14 protein-coding genes are annotated in these 19,070 nt (G+C 61.3%); all 14 read left to right on the top strand.

What is annotated here, in order from left to right:
- Positions 1 to 353: 353 nt before the first annotated feature.
- Positions 354 to 1,370: a phenylalanine--tRNA ligase subunit alpha gene (gene pheS / locus FFV09_RS17565; protein ID WP_141449031.1), complete on the top strand. Its 1,017-nt coding sequence runs from the start codon at positions 354 to 356 to the stop codon at positions 1,368 to 1,370.
- Positions 1,371 to 1,417: 47 nt separating this feature from the next.
- Positions 1,418 to 3,847 carry a phenylalanine--tRNA ligase subunit beta gene (gene pheT, locus FFV09_RS17570; protein WP_141449032.1) on the top strand — a complete coding sequence of 810 codons (2,430 nt, stop codon included), beginning with the start codon at positions 1,418 to 1,420 and terminating at the stop codon, positions 3,845 to 3,847.
- Positions 3,848 to 4,212: 365 nt separating this feature from the next.
- Entirely contained in the window at positions 4,213 to 8,526 is a 4,314-nt protein-coding gene (gene zapA, locus FFV09_RS17575; protein ID WP_141449033.1) for a cell division protein ZapA, read from the top strand.
- Positions 8,527 to 8,534: 8 nt separating this feature from the next.
- Positions 8,535 to 9,635: a GGDEF domain-containing protein gene (locus FFV09_RS17580; RefSeq protein WP_141449034.1), complete on the top strand. Its 1,101-nt coding sequence runs from the start codon at positions 8,535 to 8,537 to the stop codon at positions 9,633 to 9,635.
- Positions 9,636 to 9,887: 252 nt separating this feature from the next.
- The gene (locus FFV09_RS17585) at positions 9,888 to 12,251 is read left to right on the top strand and encodes an endonuclease MutS2 (protein ID WP_141449035.1); all 2,364 of its coding nucleotides are present in this window, start codon (positions 9,888 to 9,890) and stop codon (positions 12,249 to 12,251) included.
- Between the two features lie 25 nt (positions 12,252 to 12,276).
- Positions 12,277 to 12,696: a DUF350 domain-containing protein gene (locus FFV09_RS17590; RefSeq protein ID WP_141449036.1), complete on the top strand. Its 420-nt coding sequence runs from the start codon at positions 12,277 to 12,279 to the stop codon at positions 12,694 to 12,696.
- A 329-nt stretch (positions 12,697 to 13,025) separates the two neighbouring features.
- Positions 13,026 to 13,526 carry an Lrp/AsnC family transcriptional regulator gene (locus FFV09_RS17595; RefSeq protein WP_141449037.1) on the top strand — a complete coding sequence of 167 codons (501 nt, stop codon included), beginning with the start codon at positions 13,026 to 13,028 and terminating at the stop codon, positions 13,524 to 13,526.
- An 82-nt stretch (positions 13,527 to 13,608) separates the two neighbouring features.
- Positions 13,609 to 14,784, top strand: a complete 1,176-nt coding sequence (locus FFV09_RS17600; protein WP_141450521.1) for an aminotransferase class I/II-fold pyridoxal phosphate-dependent enzyme — start codon at positions 13,609 to 13,611, stop codon at positions 14,782 to 14,784.
- A 178-nt stretch (positions 14,785 to 14,962) separates the two neighbouring features.
- Positions 14,963 to 15,154, top strand: coding sequence for an aspartyl-phosphate phosphatase Spo0E family protein (locus FFV09_RS17605; protein WP_141449038.1), 192 nt, complete (start codon positions 14,963 to 14,965; stop codon positions 15,152 to 15,154).
- A 235-nt stretch (positions 15,155 to 15,389) separates the two neighbouring features.
- Complete coding sequence (locus FFV09_RS17610; protein WP_141449039.1) at positions 15,390 to 15,932, top strand: hypothetical protein; 543 nt, start codon at positions 15,390 to 15,392, stop codon at positions 15,930 to 15,932.
- A gap of 64 nt (positions 15,933 to 15,996) precedes the next feature.
- A complete protein-coding gene (locus FFV09_RS17615) occupies positions 15,997 to 16,602 on the top strand; it encodes a cob(I)yrinic acid a,c-diamide adenosyltransferase (protein WP_141449040.1) in 606 nt (201 codons plus the stop codon).
- Positions 16,599 to 17,732, top strand: coding sequence for an RluA family pseudouridine synthase (locus FFV09_RS17620; protein WP_141449041.1), 1,134 nt, complete (start codon positions 16,599 to 16,601; stop codon positions 17,730 to 17,732). Before FFV09_RS17615 ends, FFV09_RS17620 begins: the two co-directional genes overlap by 4 nt.
- Positions 17,733 to 17,741: 9 nt before the next feature.
- Positions 17,742 to 18,119 carry an arsenate reductase family protein gene (locus FFV09_RS17625; protein ID WP_141449042.1) on the top strand — a complete coding sequence of 126 codons (378 nt, stop codon included), beginning with the start codon at positions 17,742 to 17,744 and terminating at the stop codon, positions 18,117 to 18,119.
- A complete protein-coding gene (locus FFV09_RS17630) occupies positions 18,116 to 19,048 on the top strand; it encodes a 5'-3' exonuclease (RefSeq protein WP_141449043.1) in 933 nt (310 codons plus the stop codon). Before FFV09_RS17625 ends, FFV09_RS17630 begins: the two co-directional genes overlap by 4 nt.
- Positions 19,049 to 19,070: the final 22 nt, after the last annotated feature.

Below are 19,070 nucleotides of genomic sequence, written 5' to 3' on the forward strand. Positions count from 1 at the left end.
AGAAGAGTAAGCGCCGACGCCGAACAGGGAGAAAATGCCGTGGATTGAGAGCATTTTCGCGACAACGCCGATGCCGAAGTTCGCTCCGGAGCCGCTGTCTGAACCGGGCGCCCTGCGCTTCGCACTAGGACAGCCGGGTCGACGACCCGTTATCTTCGTCTCCGAGAGAAGTCGGCCGCTGCGGCCGCGAGTTTCCCGATTGCCGGTATCCGGCGGGAAAACTTCTGAATTAGGGTGGTAACGCGATCTTTTCGTCCCTTGGGGCGGGAAGATCTTTTTGTTTTTCGGGCCTTTTTTTGGCAAAAGAGATCACGATCGAATACTTCCCTTGGCGGGAAAGGAGTCTGCGGACGATGAGAGAACGTTTGGAACAATTGAAAGCCGAAGCGCTTGAGGAACTTCACAGCGTAGCGGACGCGAAGCAGCTCGACGAACTGCGCGTCAAATATCAGGGCAAAAAAGGCAAATTGACCGAGATTCTGCGCGGCATGGGCGGACTGTCCGCCGAAGAACGTCCGGTTATCGGGCAGCTGGCGAACGAAGTGCGCGACGCGATCGACGCGGCCGTAAGTGCGCACAGCGAGCGGTTCGAACGCGAAGAAACGGAGCGCCGCCTGGCGTCCGAGACGATCGACGTCACGCTGCCGGGACGCAAGCTGCCGCGCGGCGCGGCGCATCCGCTGAACCGGATCATCGAAGAGATCGAACAGATCTTCATCGGCATGGGCTACCAGATCTCCGAAGGACCGGAAGTCGAGACCGACTACCACAACTTCGAAGCGCTCAACCTGCCCAAAGACCATCCGGCGCGCGATATGCAGGATTCCTTCTATATAACGGAAGATTTGCTGATGCGTACGCACACGTCTCCGGTTCAGGTGCGCACGATGCAGAAGATGGACGGCGAAGTGCCGGTCAAGATCATCTGCCCGGGCAAAGTGTACCGCCGCGACGACGACGACGCGACCCATTCGTTCCAGTTCCACCAGATCGAAGGGCTCGTCATCGGCAAAAACATCCGTATGAGCGACCTCAAAGGCACGCTGCTGCGGCTTATGCAGGAGCTGTTCGGCAGCGATACGCAGATCCGCATGCGCCCGAGCTTTTTCCCGTTCACCGAACCGAGTGCGGAAGTGGACGTCAGTTACCGGAAAAAAGGCGCGGAAAACACGGGCTGGCTCGAAGTGCTCGGCTGCGGCATGGTGCATCCGCGCGTGCTGGAGATGAGCGGTTACGATCCGGAGCAGTACAGCGGATTTGCGTTCGGCATGGGCGCCGAACGTCTCGCGATGCTCAAATACGGCATCGACGACATCCGTCATTTCTACAATAACGACGAACGGTTCCTGAACCAGTTCGCCCGTCAATAGAAGCGTAAACGCAGGTCCATATTAGAAAAGAAGGAAGTGAGCGGGCAGTGAAAGTATCGACGCAGTGGTTATCCGAATACGTAAGCATCGAAGGCGTGACGCCTGAACAATTGGCAGAGAAAATTACGCGCTCCGGTATCGAGATCGACGAGATCGAGCAGCGCAATCAAGGGGTGCAGGGCGTAGTCGTAGGCTATGTCAAGCACAAGGAAAAACATCCCGACGCCGACAAGCTGAACGTCTGCACCGTCGACGCCGGAACGGGCGAAGACTTGCAAATCGTCTGCGGCGCGAAAAATATCGATGCGGGCCAAAAAGTGCCGGTCGCGGTCGTGGGCGCGGTTCTGCCGGGCAACTTCAAAATCAAAAACGCCAAGCTGCGCGGCGTCGCTTCGCAGGGCATGATCTGCTCGGCCAGCGAGCTTGGCATGAACGACAAGCTGCTGCCGAAAGACCAGCAGGAAGGCATCCTCGTGCTGCCGGAAGGCACCGAGATCGGCCTGCCGATCACGCAGGTGCTCGGCCTGGACGACGCGGTGCTGGAATTCGACCTCACGCCGAACCGTTCCGACTGCCTCAGCATGATCGGCGCGGCTTACGAGACGGCGGCCATTTTGGGCCGCGAAGTGAAGCTGCCGGCGATCGACCTGATCGAGACGGGCGGCCCGGCTTCGGGCAAAGTGAGCGTTACGGTCGAGAACGGCGAACTGAGCCCGCATTACGCGATCCGCTACATTTCGGGCGTTCAGATCGGCCCTTCGCCGCAGTGGATGCAGAACCGGCTGATGGCCGCGGGCATACGTCCGACGAACAACGTCGTCGATATTACGAACTACGTTATGCTGGAATGCGGGCAGCCGCTGCACGCGTTCGACGCGGACAAGCTCGGGCCGGAGATCGGCGTACGTTCGGCGCGCGAAGGCGAAACGCTGACGACGCTCGACGGGCAGGAGCGCAAGCTCGATCCGTCGATGCTGCTTATTACCGGCGGCGACCGTCCGGCGGCGCTCGCCGGCGTTATGGGCGGAGCCGAGACGGAAGTGACGGCTTCGACGGTCAATATCGCGCTGGAATCGGCGCGCTTCGCCGGTTCCTCCGTCCGCAAAACGTCGAGAAAGCTCGGTCTGCGCTCGGAAGCGAGCCTGCGTTTTGAAAAAGAAGTCGATCCGTCGGCCGTCATCGCGGCGCTGGACCGGGCGGCGCTGCTGCTGTCGCGCCATGCGGGCGGAGCCGTGCTGCACGGCATCGTGGAGAGCAAAAGCGGAGCGGTGACGGAGCAAAAGCTGTCGCTGTCGCTGCCGAAGCTGAACGCGTACCTCGGCACCGACATTTCGATGCTGGAAGTGAAAGCGATCTTCGCGCGCCTGAACTTCAAATGCGCCGACAGCGCGCAGGGCGTGCTGGACGTGCAGGTGCCGACGCGCCGCGGCGATATTACGCGCGACGTCGACCTGATCGAAGAAGTGGCGCGGATTCACGGCTACGACAATATTCCGTCGACGGTCATCGAAGGACCGACGACGCCGGGCGCGTACACGAAGTCGCAATCGGTGCGCCGCGCGGTACGCCGCACGCTGACCCACGGCGGGTTCCATGAAGCGGTAACGTATTCGTTCACCCGCCCGGAGAACACGCAGCGCTTCACCGCTTTCTCGGCCGGCAGCCATGCCGTGCCGCTGGCGATGCCGATGAGCGAAGACCGCAGCGTGCTGCGCACGACGCTGGTTCCGCTGCTGCTGGAAGCGGCGCAGTACAACCGCAATCGCAAGAACGCCGATCTGTCGCTGTTCGAAGTCGGCACCGTGTTCCACGGCAGCGAGCAAAAAGCGACGAAGCAGCCGACCGAACTGACCATGCTGGCTCTGCTTATGGCCGGCAGCCGCACGGACGAGACCGTAGGCGCCGCGGCGCGCAAAGTCGATTTCTTCGATCTCAAAGGCGCCGTGGAGAGCGTGCTCGGCGAACTCGGCCTGCAGGTCGAATTCCGCGCCGACTCGCCGGACGGATTCCATCCGGGCCGTTCCGCGTCGCTTTATCGGGTGTCCGCGCCGGATAAGCGCGTCGGCGTATTGGGCCAGCTGCATCCGCAGCTGCAGCGCGATTACGATCTCGACGATACGTACGCGGCCGAGATTTGCCTTGACGATCTGTACGCGGCAGCAGCGCCGGAGATCGAATACCGCGATCTGCCGCGCTATCCGTCCGCGCAGCGCGATATCGCCGTCGTGGTCGACCTGAACGTCGAAGCTTCTGCGCTGATCGCGGCCGTCCGCGGTTCGGCGGGCGAACTGCTGCAGGACGTGCGCGTGTTCGACGTCTATACGGGAGACCGCGTCGCTGCCGACAAAAAAAGCGTCGCCCTGGCTTTGACATACCAGCACGGGGAACGCACGCTGACGGACGAAGAAGTGGCGGCCGCCCAGCATAACGTTGTGACGGCGCTGGAACAAACTTTTGCGGCCGAATTGAGAAAGTAAGCAGTCTCCGGCAGGAGAAGGACAAAACCGCATCGAATTCTTCTAGGAATACGGTCCGCCGCGGACCTGCGTCCTGAAGAGGGATGCGGTTTTTGTCCGTCGGTACCGAAAAACGCGGCCCGGCCGCGGCCCTATAGCAACTTTCGGGCGGCGAAGGCGTCATAACCCGATAGGCGGACTTTCGCCGGCGAGCGGAATCGGCAGTCTCCACCCGGAGTATGCCGGCCGCCGCGATCGTCCCGATCCATCCACCTTACACAACCGATAGGCGACTGAACGCCTGCGCGGCGGCATGCTGCCGACGCGCCATATAAGAAAATGTTGGACGTCAACACAATTTAAAACACGGAGAGGAGCGGGCGGATATGGCTGAACGAAAAACAGTCAGCGTAGAGATTTACGGAACGTCCTATAAAATTTTCGGCAGCAGCCAGGAGTATGTGAAGCGTGTCGCCCACCTGGTCGACGAGCGCATGAGCGCGATCGCGGCCGGCCATCCGAGGCTCGATACGGTGCGGATTGCCGTGCTCGCCGCGGTCAATATGGCCGAGACGAACATCGTGAACCAGGACTTGCAGGAGCGGCTTGACGAGTCTCTGTCGCGCGCCGATCGCCTGGAGACCGAGACGGCGCAGCTGCGCGAACGGACGGCGGAGCAGGCTTCGGCCGAAGAAGCGCTGCGCGCCGAGAACGCCAAGCTTGCGGAAGCGGACCGGGAACTTGCGGCTCGCCGCGAAGAACTGCGCAAAGCGAACGCCGAACTGGAACGGCTGAACGGACAGAAGCGGCAGCTCGAGAGCAAATTGGCCGAAGCGGAGAAAAGCGGCAGCGCGTCGCGCGACGCGCTGCAAAAAGCGGGCCGCGATCTCTCGGCGGAACGCGCGGCCAAGGAAGGGCTGTCCAGCGAGCTCGAAACGGCCCGTCTGGAACTTCGCCAAGGCGAAGAAGCGCTGGCCCACAGCCGCGAACGGGCGGGAGCGTTCGAACAGGAACTCGAAGAACTGCGCGCCCGCCTGGCGGAGAGCGAGTCGAAGCGCGAAGAACTGGAACTCGAACTCGGCCTGCTGCGCGAAGAAGAGTCCCGCCTGAACGAGCTGAGCGCCGGGCTGGAAGCCCGCGTCTCGGAGCTGCAAGCGGCCGGCGAACGCGCGGCCGAGGAGAGTGCTGCGCTTGGCGCGGAGCTGTCCGCGCTGCAAGAAGCCGAAGCGCGGCTGCGGAGCGAAGGCGAGGCGGCTGCGCTGCGCGCCGGGGAACTGGAAGCAGGCCTGCGCGCGCTGACGGAAGTCCGCCAGCAGCTGGAGACGAGAGTCGGCGAGCTGGAAGACGGCGAGACGATCTGGAGCGAAGAACATGCGCGCCTGGAATCGGAACTCGGCGAGACGCGAATGCGCGAGCAAGAACTGTCCGAGCGGTACGAAGAAGCGCGCGGGCAGCTCGAAGAGCTGCGCGGACGGGAAGCGGCGGAGCAGACGCGCCGCGGCGAACTGGAAGCGGAGATTGCGGACGCGCGGCAGACGGAACAGGATCTGCGCGAAGAGCGCGAGCGGCTGCGCGAAGCGACGGACGTTCAGCGTCAGGAACGCGAAGCGCTCGAGCGCCGCGCGGCCGAATTGGCGGAAGCCGAAGCGGCCCGCGCTTCGGAGAACGCGGCGCTTGCCTCTGAACTCGAAGCGTGGACGCAGCGCGAAAGGTCCTGGCAGGCGGAGAAAGACACGTTCGAATCGCTGCTTGAGGAAGCGGAAGCTTCCCGCGGCGAACTGAACCGTGCGATCGAAGAACGCCAGGCGGAGACGGTTCGTCTCGGCGGCGAACTGGAGACGCTCGGCGAAGGCAAGCAGCGCCTGGAACTCGAACTCCAGACCGTATCGGCGGACAAAGAACGTCTGGAGCGGGAGTTGGAAAGATTGTCCGGGGATCGGGACCGGTTGGCCGGCGAATTGGCGACCCTCGGCGAGAGCCAATCGCGGCTGCAGCAGGAGTTGGAAGCCGCGGCGGGCGAACAAGCCCGGCTGCAGGACGAACTCTCGGCTGCGGCGTCGGACCGACTGCGTCTGGAAGAAGAACTGCGTTCGGTCCGCGAGCAGAAGCAGCTTCTGGAAGAGCGGCTTGAAGCGGCGCAAGCGGACACAGTCCGGTTCGAGACCGAGCAAGAGTCGCTGCGCGGCGACAAGCGGGATCTGGAAGAACGTCTGGAGCGGCTGACGGCCGAAAAGGATACGCTGGAACAAGAATGGATATCGCTGAGCGAAGAAAAAGATCGCCTGAACGGCGAATGGTCGTCGGCGAGCGCCGAGCGCGACCGTCTGGCGCAGGAGCTGGCCTCGCTGAACGGCGAGAAGTCCGGCCTTGAAGCCGAACTGCGCAGCGCGCAGGACCGGATTGTCTCCCTGGACGAAGAGCAGACCGCCCTCAGCGGACGGCTTGCGCAGTATGGGGAAGCCGAAGCGGCATGGGAACTTCGCCGCCAGGAACTGGAACAAGCGGCGGAAGAACGCGACGCCCGGATTGCCGCATCGGCACTCCGGCTCGGCGAGCTGGAAGCCGCGGGCCGCGAACTGGAACAAGTCCGCGTCCGCCTGGAAGATCGCGTGCGCGAGCTGGGCGAAAGCGAGGAGTATCTGACCGGCGAAGCGGTTCGTCTGGAAGAGGAAGTGACCGGGCTTGTCGGGCGCGAGCGCGCGCTGCAAAGCGAGATGCGCGAGCGCGAGACGGCGGCGGAGAGCCTGCGGTCGCGCATCGCGGAGCTCGAAAGCGAGCGCGGAACGCTGCAGGAGCAGCTTCGCGGCGAGCGGGAGAATGCCGCGTCGCTGAACGCGGCCCGAACCGAACTGGAAGCCGGCCTTGCGGCGGCGCGGCAGGAGCGCGAAGCGCTGCTTGCGGACAAGGAGTCCCTGTCCGCGGACCTTGCGGCCGAGCGCGAACAAGGCGCGCGGCAGGCGGAAGCCGAAGCGGCGCTGACGCTGCAGTTGGCGGCGCTGGCCGAGAGCGAAGCCGCGCTTGCGGACGAGAAGCGTGCGCTTGAAGGCGAATTGGAAGCGGCCCGCGCGGAAGCCGGGCGTCTGGCCGGGAGCAGGGAGCGCCTCGAAGACGAGCTGCGCGGCGCAAACGACCGGATCGGCGAGCTTGACGCTCAGCGGGAAGCGCTGGAAGCCCGCCTGGAAGCGCGGAGCCGGGAACTGGAAGAGACGACGGCGCGTCTGGAAAGCCGCGTCGGCGAACTGGGCGCAAGCGAAGAGGCGCTGACCGAAGAAGTGCTGCTGCTCGAAGAAGCAAAAGGCGGCCTCGAAGCGAAGCTGGCCGAAGCCGGCCGCTCGCTCGAAGCGCTGGAGCAGGCGCAGCGGGATTCGGCTGCGCAGTTGGACGAGCTGCGCGGACAAGCGGGCGAACTTGCGGCCGAGCGCGATACGCTCGCCGAACGCCTCGGCGAAGCCGGGCAGCGCGAGCGGGAGCTTGCGGACGAGCGTGCAAGCGTGCAGGCGGAGCTTGAGCGCGTGCGCGGCGAGCACGATTCCGCGGTGCGCCGCGGCGGCGAGCTGTCCAGCGAGCTGGACGGGCTGCGCAGCCATCTGGCCGGACTTGAGCAGCGCCTGGCGCAGATGTCCGGGGAACTGGACCGGTACGCGCAGCTCGAAAGCGAATGGACGGAAGAACGGCTGCGCCAGGAGCGCCTGACGGGCGATCTGGAAGAACAGGTCGGCCGCCTGCGCGAGCAGAAGGAAGAACTGGAACGCGGGCTCGAAGCGCTGAGCGCCGGGCAAGCGGAGCGGGCGCGGGAATACGCGCGGCTGGAGAACGAACTGGCTGCTTCCGGCGAACGGGAACGTTCCGCGGAACGCCGGGAAAGCGACCTTGAAGCGCAGCTTGCGCAGGCGCGCCGCGCGGCGGACCAGCTGAACGAACGCGCCGGCGGTCTGGAAGCGCGGATCGGCGGATTGGAAGCCGAGCTGGAACAAGCGCGGCTCGCCGGAAGCGAAGCGGCCGAAGCGCTGGAACAAGCGCGTCGGGAAGCCGAGAGTGTGGGCGAAGCCGAAGCGCAGTGGCAGGCGGAACGCGAACGGCTGTCTTCCCGCGTGGCGGAATTCGGCGGTCGCGAAGCGTCGTGGCGTATCGAGACGGCGCGCCAGCGCCGCGAACTGGAAGAAGCCGGCGAACGCGAACGGTCGCTCGTCAAGCAGAAGAACGCCGCGGAGCGCAAGCTGGAAGAAACGGTCGTACGCGCCCTGCAAGCTTCCGGCGAACAGGAGCGGCTGCAGGAAGAACTGCGCACGCTGCGGGAGAGCGGCCGGGAACTCGAAGCGCGCAGCGCCCGGCTGAACGCCGAACTGGAACAGCTGAGAGCAAGCCGCGGCAGCTGGGCCGAAGAAAAGGCCGAACTGGAACGGCAATTGTCCGCCGCCCGGTCAGACGACCGGATGCCAGAGAGCCATGCGCCAGATATTCAGGCGCAAAGCGGGCAGGAACCGCCGGATGCCGCCGCCCGGCAAAACGAATTGAGGCAGGTGACGGAGCAGTATGAAGTTCTTTCCCATCAGCTCCGCATTCTTCATGTCGAACGCGAAATGGAGAAAGAAAAGCGTGAAGAGGCCGACCGGGAACATGCCAAGCTGCAGCAGGAGTACGCGGCGCTGCAAAAAGAGTACAACGAATGGATGGAAATGCTGGAACACGAGCAGCGGTAAGGTGAGCCATGGGTAACGTGGACCGGCTGAACCGGCAGATTCTGAACGCTTACTGGATCGTGGCGGCGATGGTATTCGTCGTCGAACTGTCGTATTTCCTGACCGGCAACGGCGGCGAAGGCCGGGCCGATCTGGTCTCGCTGACGGTGGGCAGCCTGCTCGTGCTCACGGTCGCGGCGCTGGGCGAACTGCTGCACGCGTCGTTTCGCCGGTACGGCCGGCAGATCGTCGCCGGGGTCAGCCTGACGATGGCCTACATCAATTATTTGAATCTGGGCCTGTACACGGAAAACGCGCCCGGCATCCTGCTGATCTTCCCGATGTTCGTGCCGCTCATTTATTTCGACGGGAAGCTGCTGAACTTGTTCGGCACCGCGAACATCGCGCTGTACGCCGCCTTTTATTTTATCGTCGAGCGTCCGGTCTACGGCCGGGAGATCGAACATTTCCTGCTCATGGAATTCATGCTGGCGGCGGCGCTGCTGCTCGGGCGTACCGTTCTGATCCGCGCGATCGAAATCGGGCGGCAGGTCGAGCATTTGACCAAATCGCAGCAGGACCTGCTTGTCGATAATGCGGTCTCGCAGCGCCTGATCAAGACCGATGCGCTGACGCAGCTCTACAATCACCAGACGTTCTACGAATATCTCGAAGATCTGGTCGACCAATGCAAGCGCAACGGGCTGCAGATTCAGGTAGCCGTGCTCGATATCGACAATTTCAAAAAGATCAACGACACCTACGGGCATCTGATCGGCGATCTGGTGCTCAAGGAAGTGTCGATCCGGATTCGAATGACCATTTCGCCGAATGACTTTGCCGCCCGCTACGGCGGCGAGGAGTTCGCGGTCATTTTCACGGAGAAAACGCCCGAAGAGTCGGCCGCTTACGCCGAACGTATCCGCGAAGCGGTGCAGGGCGCCAACTACTCCTACATGGGCAACCATCCGGTTACGATCAGCGTCGGGTTGAGCGAATGCCTGCCCGACGATACGCCGGAGAGCCTGTTCGGCAAAGCCGACGCGGCGCTGTACCGTGCCAAACGGTCCGGCAAAAACCGGGTCGAAAAGTACGACGCAAGCCGGGATACGGTCTCCCGGCGCGAATAGAACATCCGGCCCGGCGCCGCCGCTTGCGGAGGCGATACGCAGGAATCCGGTCCGTTTCCGCCAAGCCTTTTCGAACATCCGGCCGATCCGGCCGGGTTCGGGAAGGCTTTTTGGGCGGAGCGGGCTTCGCGGCAGCGCTAGAGCGGCTGCGCCGGATCGGCGATATACATGGTTTCCGGGGCCGTAATCCGGTATAATTAAGGGACGGGGTGCCTGCAGGGCCTCCAGAACCGATAAGGAGTTGTCACGTTCTTGAACGATAAAATATTCGAAATTTTACAATATGCGAACATCTCGAACGCGCTGGCCGATCAGGCGCAGACGTCGCTCGGCAAAGAAGCGGCGCGCGCACTGAAGCCCGATACCGACCTGTCGTCGGTGCAGAAGCTGCTTCAGGCCACGCACGAAGCGTTCCACGTCGATCGCCTGAAAGGCTCGCCGCCGTTCGGCGGCATCGTCGATATCCGTCCGGCCGTGCAGCGCGCGCGGATCGGCGGCATGCTGAATCCGCACGAGCTGCTCGGCATCGCGACGACGCTGTACGGCTCGCGCCGCCTGCGCCGGTTCATCCAGACGCTGCACGAAGAGCATCCGGTCGAACTGCTCGACGGCCTGGCCGAGCTGATCTCCGATCAGAAAGAGCTGGAGCGCCTGATCAATTCGTGCATCGGCGATTCGGCCGAAGTATTGGATTCGGCCAGCCCGACGCTTGCGGCCGTCCGGCGCGAACTGCGCGGGGGCGAATCCCGCATCCGCGAGAAGCTGGAATCGATGATCCGTTCGTCGAGCGTCTCCAAGATGCTTCAGGACCAGCTCATCACGATTCGCGGCGACCGCTTCGTTATCCCGGTCAAGTCCGAATACCGCTCGCACTTCGGCGGCATCGTGCACGACCAATCGAGTTCCGGCGCGACGATGTTTATCGAGCCGGAAGCGATCGTGGCGATGAACAACAAGCTGCGCGAGACGAAGCTGCGCGAGACGCGCGAAGTCGAGATCATTTTGCAGAAGCTGACCGCCGCGGTCGGCGAACAGGCGGAATTGATCGCGTACGACGTCGACGTGCTGGCCCAGCTCGACTTCATTTTCGCCAAGGGCCGTCTGGCCCACCGCATGAAAGCGACCGAGCCGACCGTCAACGACCGCGGGTATTTGCGTATCCGCAAAGGGCGCCATCCGCTGATCGATCCCAAACATGTCGTGCCGCTCGACGTCGAGCTCGGCGGGGAATTTTCCAGCATTATCGTGACCGGCCCCAACACGGGCGGCAAGACGGTCACGCTCAAGACGATCGGCCTGCTCAGCCTGATGGCGATGTCCGGTCTGTTCGTACCGGCCGACGAAGGCTGCGAACTGTGCGTGTTCGACGCGATCTACGCGGACATCGGCGACGAGCAGAGCATCGAGCAGAGCCTCAGTACGTTTTCCAGCCATATGACGAACATCATTCGCATCCTGAAAGACATGACGCCGAAAAGTCTCGTCCTGCTCGATGAAGTGGGCGCGGGCACGGACCCGGCGGAAGGTTCGGCGCTTGCGATCGCCATCCTCGAATATATCCACCAGTTCAACTGCCGCATGGTCGCGACGACCCACTACAGCGAACTCAAAGCGTACGCGTACGAGCGCGACGGCGTTATCAACGCCAGCATGGAGTTCGACGTGGCGACGCTGAGCCCGACCTACCGGCTGCTTGTCGGCGTGCCGGGACGAAGCAACGCGTTCGCGATCGCCGAGCGCCTCGGCCTGCCGGGCAAAATTCTCAGCTTTGCCCGCGGCGAAGTGAAGGAAGAAGACCTGCGCGTCGAGAACATGATCAGCGCGCTGGAAGAGAACCGGATCGGAGCCGAAGCCGAGCGCGAAGAAGCCGAACGGCTGCGCCGCGAGATCGAAGAGCTGCGGACGCGGCAGGAACGCGAACTGGAGAAGCAGGAATCCCAGCGCGACGCGAGACTCGAGAAAGCCGAGAACGAAGCGCGCGACATTATCGCCAAAGCCCGCAAGGAAGCCGACGAAGTCGTGTCCGAACTGCGCCGCCTGGCGATGGAAGAAGGCGCCTCGGTCAAGGAACACAAGCTGATCGCGGCCCGCCGCCAGCTGGACGAAGCCGAACCGGCCACCCGCGTCAAAAAGAGCAAAAAGCCGTCCGGCGCCCAGGTATCGCAGAAGATCGAACCGGGCGACGAAGTGATTTTGGCGAACCTTGGCCAGCGCGGCCACGTGATCGAACTGGACGGCAAGGAAGCGATGGTCCAGCTCGGCATCATGAAGATGAAAGTGGCGCTGTCTTCGCTGGAGAAAGTGCAAAGCGCTCCGGTCACGGCGCCCAAGCAGAAGCCGGTGACGGCGGTCAAGCGCACGAAGGACGACAGCACCCGCTCCGAGCTCGATCTGCGCGGCGCGAACCTGGAAGAAGCGCTGATGGAAGCCGACCGCTTTATCGACGAAGCGTTTCTGTCGAACCTCGGCCAGGTGTATCTGATTCACGGCAAAGGCACGGGCGTGCTGCGCACCGGCATCCAGGAACATCTGCGCCGGCACAAACTGGTCAAGTCGTACCGGCTCGGCAATTATGGCGAGGGCGGCAACGGCGTCACCGTAGCCGAGCTCAAGTAACGGACAGGGCGGAGGCGGAACGCGCATGAATACGGTAATCGATGCTATGCTGGCGACTCCGATGGGAGCGGCCGTGGCCTACTTTTCGGTCGCGGTGCTGGAGTTGGTCGTTTTTCTGTCCATTTTCGAAGTCGTCACCCGCTACAAGTGCTGGGACGAGATCCGCAAAGGCAACGTGGCGGTCGCCATGGCAACCGGCGGCAAAATTTTCGGCATCTGCAACATCCTGCGCTTCTGTATCGAATCCGGCTCCAGCATCTACGAGAGCATGCTGTGGTCGCTGGTCGGGTTCGTGCTGCTGATGGTCGCTTATTTCCTGTTCGAGTTCATCACTCCGTTTTTCAAGGTGGATGAAGAGATCGGACGGGATAACCGGGCGGTCGGCTTGATCTCGATGATCTTGTCGATCTCGCTGTCGTATGTGATCGGCGTCTCGGTCTTGTAAAAAGATCCTGCAAAAAGGTCTTGTAACAAGGTTCCCACAAAAGAGTGCCGATGCGCGGATGCCGGGAGACGGCGTCCGCGGCGGCCCTTGCCGAAAATCAAAATCCCGCGTCACGCGCAAAACCCCCGCTCCTTACGGAAGCGGGGGTTTTGGCATGCCGTGGTGTGGCGCATCCGCGCGGAGCGCTTTTTGGAACGCCGGCGGTATGCTCGGATTGGCGGCGAACGGTAGCAGAACCGGTTTTTTTGGGGTAAGATGAGGTACAACAAGGTTTGCAAGGAGTACCGAACGATTTATTATCAAGTGAAATCGATCTGGAGGCATGCGTAGTGAAAGAAACGAACAAGCTCAAACTGGATATTCTCGAACTGTTGGAAGAGGACGCGCGGCGTACGCCGCAGCTGCTGTCCACCATGCTGAACGTGCCGGAGGAAGAAGTGCGCGAAGCGGTGGCCGAACTCGAAGGGGACCGCGTCATCGTCAAATACGCGACCGTCGTCAACGAGAGCAAAGTCAACGACGAGAAAGTGACCGCGCTGATCGAAGTACAGATTACGCCGGAGCGGGGCCGCGGATTCGAAGGGATCGCCGAGCGGATCTATTTGTACCCGCAGGTCAAATCGGTCTTCCTCATGTCCGGCGCCTACGACCTGCTCGTCGAAGTGGACGGCCTGAGCCTCAAGGAAGTAGCCAGCTTCGTCTCCGACAAGCTTTCGCCGATCGAATCCGTCCTGTCGACCAAAACGCATTTTATTCTCAAAAAATACAAGCAGAACGGCATCATTTTCGAGGAACACGAAGAAGACCGCCGTCTGATGATCTCGCCGTAAAGGATGCGAAATGATGATTACTAACCGGGAACTGAACGATAAAGGAAGCCTGCTTCAACCTTCCGACTCCGAACAAGGTTCGATGGAACGCTATCTGTCGCCGCTTGTGCGCGATATCAAGCCTTCGGGCATCCGCAAGTTTTTCGATCTCGTGAGCGCGAGCAAAGACATCATTACGCTCGGCGTGGGCGAACCCGATTTCGTGACGCCGTGGCATGTGCGCGAAGCGTGCGTCTATTCGCTGGAGCGCGGCTACACGCGTTACACGTCGAACGCCGGCATGATCGAGCTGCGCGAAGCGATCGCGTCTTATCTGGACAGCTCGTTCGGCACTTCGTACGATCCGGAAAAAGAAGTGCTTGTCACGGTCGGCGGCAGCGAAGCGATCGATCTGGCGCTGCGGGCGCTGATCCGTCCGGGCGACGAAGTGCTCGTGCCGGAGCCGTGCTACATCTCGTATTCGCCGATCACTTCGATCGGGGGCGGGATTCCGGTCGGCATCGAGACGTTTGCCAAAGACGGCTTCAAGCTGACGGCCGAAGCGCTCGAAGCGAGCATCACGCCGAAGTCCAAAGTGCTTATTTTGTGCTACCCGAGCAACCCGACCGGAGCGACGATGACGGCCGAAGACTGGCTGCCGATCGCCAAAGTGGTCGAAAAGCACGATCTGATCGTGATCTCCGACGAAATTTATGCCGAACTCAGCTACGGACAAGGCAAGCACGCAAGTTTCGCCGCCGCTCCGGGCATGAAAGACCGGACGATTCTCGTCAGCGGCTTCTCCAAAGCGTTCGCGATGACCGGCTGGCGGATGGGTTATGCCTGCGGACACCCGGAACTGATCTCGGCCATGCTCAAGATTCACCAGTATACGGTGATGTGCGCGCCGGTCATGGGCCAGGTTGCGGCGCTTGAAGCGCTGACGAACGGGCTGGGCGAAAAAGACAAAATGGTCGAATCGTACAACCGCCGCCGCCGGCTTGTCGTACAGGGACTGCGCGACGCGGGACTCGACTGCCACGAACCGGAAGGCGCGTTCTACGCGTTCCCGAGCATCCAGTCTACCGGATTGACGTCGGAGACGTTCGCCCAGCGCCTGCTCGTCGAAGAAAAAGTGGCCGCGGTGCCGGGCGACGTGTTCGGTCTGGGCGGCGAAGGGTTCCTGCGCTGTTCCTACGCGACTTCGGTTGCGCAGCTGAACGAAGCGATGGACCGGATCGGCCAATTCGTGTACAAAGTCAAGCGCGAAGGCGCTTAATGCAAATTGGGTTAAAATCCAAAAAAAAGAGATATTACTCCCTCTTGAATAAGTTGATTTTAATGGATACCTTCTATATAATGGGTAATCAAACCAGGTGATTTTTCAAGGGGGAATCTTTTTGTCTGCCGCTTCGTTTCATACACCGAGGCATGGACAACGTTCTGCAAGACCGCATATGCAGCACGGGGCTCACGCTTCCGGCGCCATGGCGGAACGCGAGCTTTTCCTGCAGGAAGAGATACGCATTCTGCGCGCCCAAATGGAAGAAACATTCGGCCGCGAACAGTCGTTCACCGCTGTGAACGTCGTCGAAATCAGCAGTCGGCTCGACCTCAAAATCAACGAATACATGCAGCTCGTCCGCTGACGCCGTCTTTTTCGGACTTCAAGCGCGCGGAACGATTTCTGCATTCACTCCCGAAACGATCGATCGATCGGCCCGACAAGGAAGAGCCCGCCCAGCGGAAGCTCTTCCTTTTTGCGTGGGAGCGCGGACAGGCAGGCACGGAAATGCTTGAGGCAAAAGAGTATGATATATTGGTTAAAGCACCACTTCGATTACGGGCGCGCGCGCCCAGGGAAACGTCCAAGGAGGAGTAAGAGTGAAACGGAAAAAAATGGGGATCTGGATGCTGCTGATCGCTTCGATCCTGATGCTGGCCGGATGCGGCAAAGAAGACGGCGTTCTGATCTTTATGTCGGACAAAGCTTCATCGAGCCGCGAAGGAATCGACGTCATTCAAGAAAAATTGAACGCCGACGTTCCGGATTTGAAAGCGGAGTTCAATTATTCGCCGATGTTCGATTTGCAAAAAGTGTTGGTGGAATACGCCGCGGGAGGCAATTCGATCGTCATTCTTCCCGAGGATTCGATTAAAATTTACGGCAAGGACGGCGCCCACGTCGTGCTCGACGATTACTTCGACCAGGCCGATTATCCGGACGGCGTATTCGAAAGCGGCGTGCTCAAAGACGGAGACCGCGACGCCACGCTCGAAAAGCATCTGTTCGGGATTCCGGTCAAAGACATGAAGATGTTCCAGGATGCCGGTTACACGCCCGACGGCATGCTCGCCTGCGTGCTGATCAACGCGCCCGACAAGGACGCGGCGATCAAAGTGCTGCAGAAGCTTGCCGAAGGTTAAGCCGCAGCCGCGTGACCGACGCAAGACGACATCACCGGCAGACAGCCGAAGGGAGGACGCGACCATGCGCATTTATACGAAGACCGGAGACGAAGGACAGACGTCCGTAATTGGGGGACGGGTACGCAAAGACGATGCGCGGGTAGAAGCCTACGGCACAATCGACGAGCTGAACAGCTTCGTCGGCCAGGCGGCGGCGCTGCTGCACGACGACCGGTTCAAAGATCTGCGCGAACAGCTGGCCGTCGTCGGCCAGGAACTGTTCGACTGCGGTTCCGACCTGGCGTATACGCCCGCGAAGCAGCAGCCTTACAAGACGCATCCGGCGATGACGGAGCGTCTGGAGACGTGGATCGACAAGCTTGAAGCGAACAATCCGCCGCTCGAACGCTTTATTCTGCCGGGCGGAAGTCCGCCGGCCGCTCTGCTGCACGTCTGCCGCACCGTATGCAGACGTGCGGAGCGCCGCGCCGTTACGCTGTCCGACGAAGCGGAAGTCAATCCGGAAGTGCTCAAGTACCTCAACCGGCTGTCGGATTACTTTTTCAGCGCCGCGCGTGCTGCCAATCTCAAGCTGCGGGTCGACGACGTGGAGTACGTGCGCGGCGCCCGGGTCTTTTCCGGCGGCGAAGAACCGGATCGTCAAACTGAACAAAAGCAGGGTGAATGAAGATCGAACCGACAACAAACAGCCCAACACCCAAACAACCGATACCCAAACGAACGATACAACACGAACAGGTAGAGAATAGGTCGCAGGGCCGTGAATTTCCGCAGGAAAAAGGCATCGAACCGGAACTCGGCTATTACGATCCGATCGTGTACGTCGTGACCGAACGGGAGAACGGCTGGACGCTCAAGACGCTGCTGCACAACCGGCTCGGCGTCTCGCGCAAGCTGACTTCCCGGCTCAAAATGACCGAACGCGGCATTACGCTGAACGGCGAAAGGGTCTATATCAGCGTCCATGTCCGGGCCGGCGATCTCGTCGAGCTGCGGATGGAACGCGAAATATCGGACGATATTTTGCCGGAAGAGATGCCGCTCGATATTCTGTACGAAGACCGCGATCTGCTGATCGTGAACAAAGCGGCCGGCGTCATCGTCCATCCGACGCAGGGCCATTACACCGGCACGCTGGCCAACGGCGTCGTATGGCATTGGCGGGATCGCGGCGAACAGGTGCGGTTTCGCCCGGTGCACCGGCTGGACCGCGAGACGTCCGGCGTGCTGGCTATCGCCAAAAATCCGTACGTGCACCAGCATATTTCCGAGCAGATGATCGCCGGTACCGTCGACAAGACGTACCGCGCGATCGTGCACGGCTGCCCGCAGCCGGAATCGGGCCGGATCGAAGGTCCGATCGACCGCGATCCGGAGAATCCGCATGTGCGGATCGTGACGCCGGGCGGCTACGCGGCGGCTACCCGCTACCGCACGCTGGAACGGTATGACGCGCAGCGCGCTTCGCTGGTCGAGCTGGAGCTCGAAAGCGGGCGCACGCATCAGATCCGCGTCCATATGACGCATGCCGGCTGTCCGCTTATCGGAGATACTATGTATAAATATACATCCGCTGATCCGCTGAGCGAGCCGCAGCTGCTGCAGGCGCAGCTTCTCGATACGTGGATCGACCGTCAGGCGCTGCACGCGTTCCGGCTGTCTTTCGTTCATCCGGGCACGCGGGAGCGGATGACGTTCGAAGCTCCTTTTCCGCCGGATCTGGAAGAGTTGGAACGCCGATTGAACAGCGGGCAGTCCGCGGAGACGGATGCCCAGTCACTCAAGAAAGAGATGTGAATCGTACCGATGACTTCGCTTAAAGTGTATCATTACGCCAAATGCAGCACATGCCGCAATGCGATCAAATGGCTGCAAAACGAAGGGCGGGAGCTGGAACTGATTCCGATCAACGAACAGCCGCCGTCCAAGTCCGAAATGCTCGACCTGATCGCACGCAGCGGCCTGGATTCCAAAAAGTTTTTTAACGTAAGCGGGGAAGTGTACAAATCGCTTGGACTCAAAGACAAGCTGGCCGACCTTGGCGAAGAAGAACGCGCCGAGCTGCTGGCTTCGAACGGCATGCTGATCAAGCGTCCGGTCGTCACCGACGGCGAAAGCGTGACAGTCGGCTTCAAGCCGGAGCTGTACGCACAAAGCTGGAGCCAAAAGGAGGAGCAGGCATGAGCGAACACGGTGGCATCGAAAGCCTTCCGCAAAACGTCCTCGCGCGCAAGCCGACGCTGATGCTGGTCGACGGCATGGCGCTGCTGTTCCGCGCGTACTACGCGACGGCGCTCAAAGGGTATATCCGCCGCACCGAAGCGGGCGTACCGACGAACGGCATCTACGGATTCGTCCGCTATATGTGGGACGCGATCCGGCAGTTCGACCCGACGCACGTCGCCTGCTGCTGGGATATGGGCGGCCGCACGTTCCGCACCGAGCAGTTCGAATCGTACAAAGGCAACCGCTCCGCCGCGCCCGACGATCTTATTCCGCAGTTCGATCTCGTCAAGGATGTCGTCGCGGCGATGGACATTCCGAATATCGGCATGCCGGGCTACGAAGCGGACGATTGTATCGGCACGATCGCCAAGCGCTGCGCGCGCGAGCAGAACATGGACGTCCAGATTTTGTCGGGCGATAACGACATGCTGCAGCTGACCGAAGACCGGATCAAAGTCATTATTATGAAAAAAGGCTATGGCAACTATCAAGTGTACACGCCGGAATTCCTGATGGAAGAAAAAGGGCTCAAGCCTTCGCAGATCATCGACATGAAAGGCCTCATGGGCGACGCCAGCGACAATTATCCGGGCGTCAAAGGCATCGGCGAAAAAACGGCGATCAAGCTTGTCCAGGAATTCGACGATATCGACGGCATCCTCGCCAATCTGGACAAACTGACGAAGTCTGTCCGCGCCAAGATCGAGAACGATCTCGATATGCTGCACATGTCCCGTTCCCTCGCCGAGATCCACTGCGAAGTGCCGGTCGAATGCCCGATCGATCTGTGCGAATTCCGGATCGACGACGCGAAAGTGTCGGCGAAGTTCGCGGAGCTTGAGATAAGCAGTCTGGGCAAGATGATGGGGACGGACGTATTTGGGTGAGGGGGTTGGAGAGGCGGCTGAG

Source organism: Saccharibacillus brassicae (genome assembly GCF_006542275.1).
GTDB lineage: Bacteria > Bacillota > Bacilli > Paenibacillales > Paenibacillaceae > Saccharibacillus > Saccharibacillus brassicae.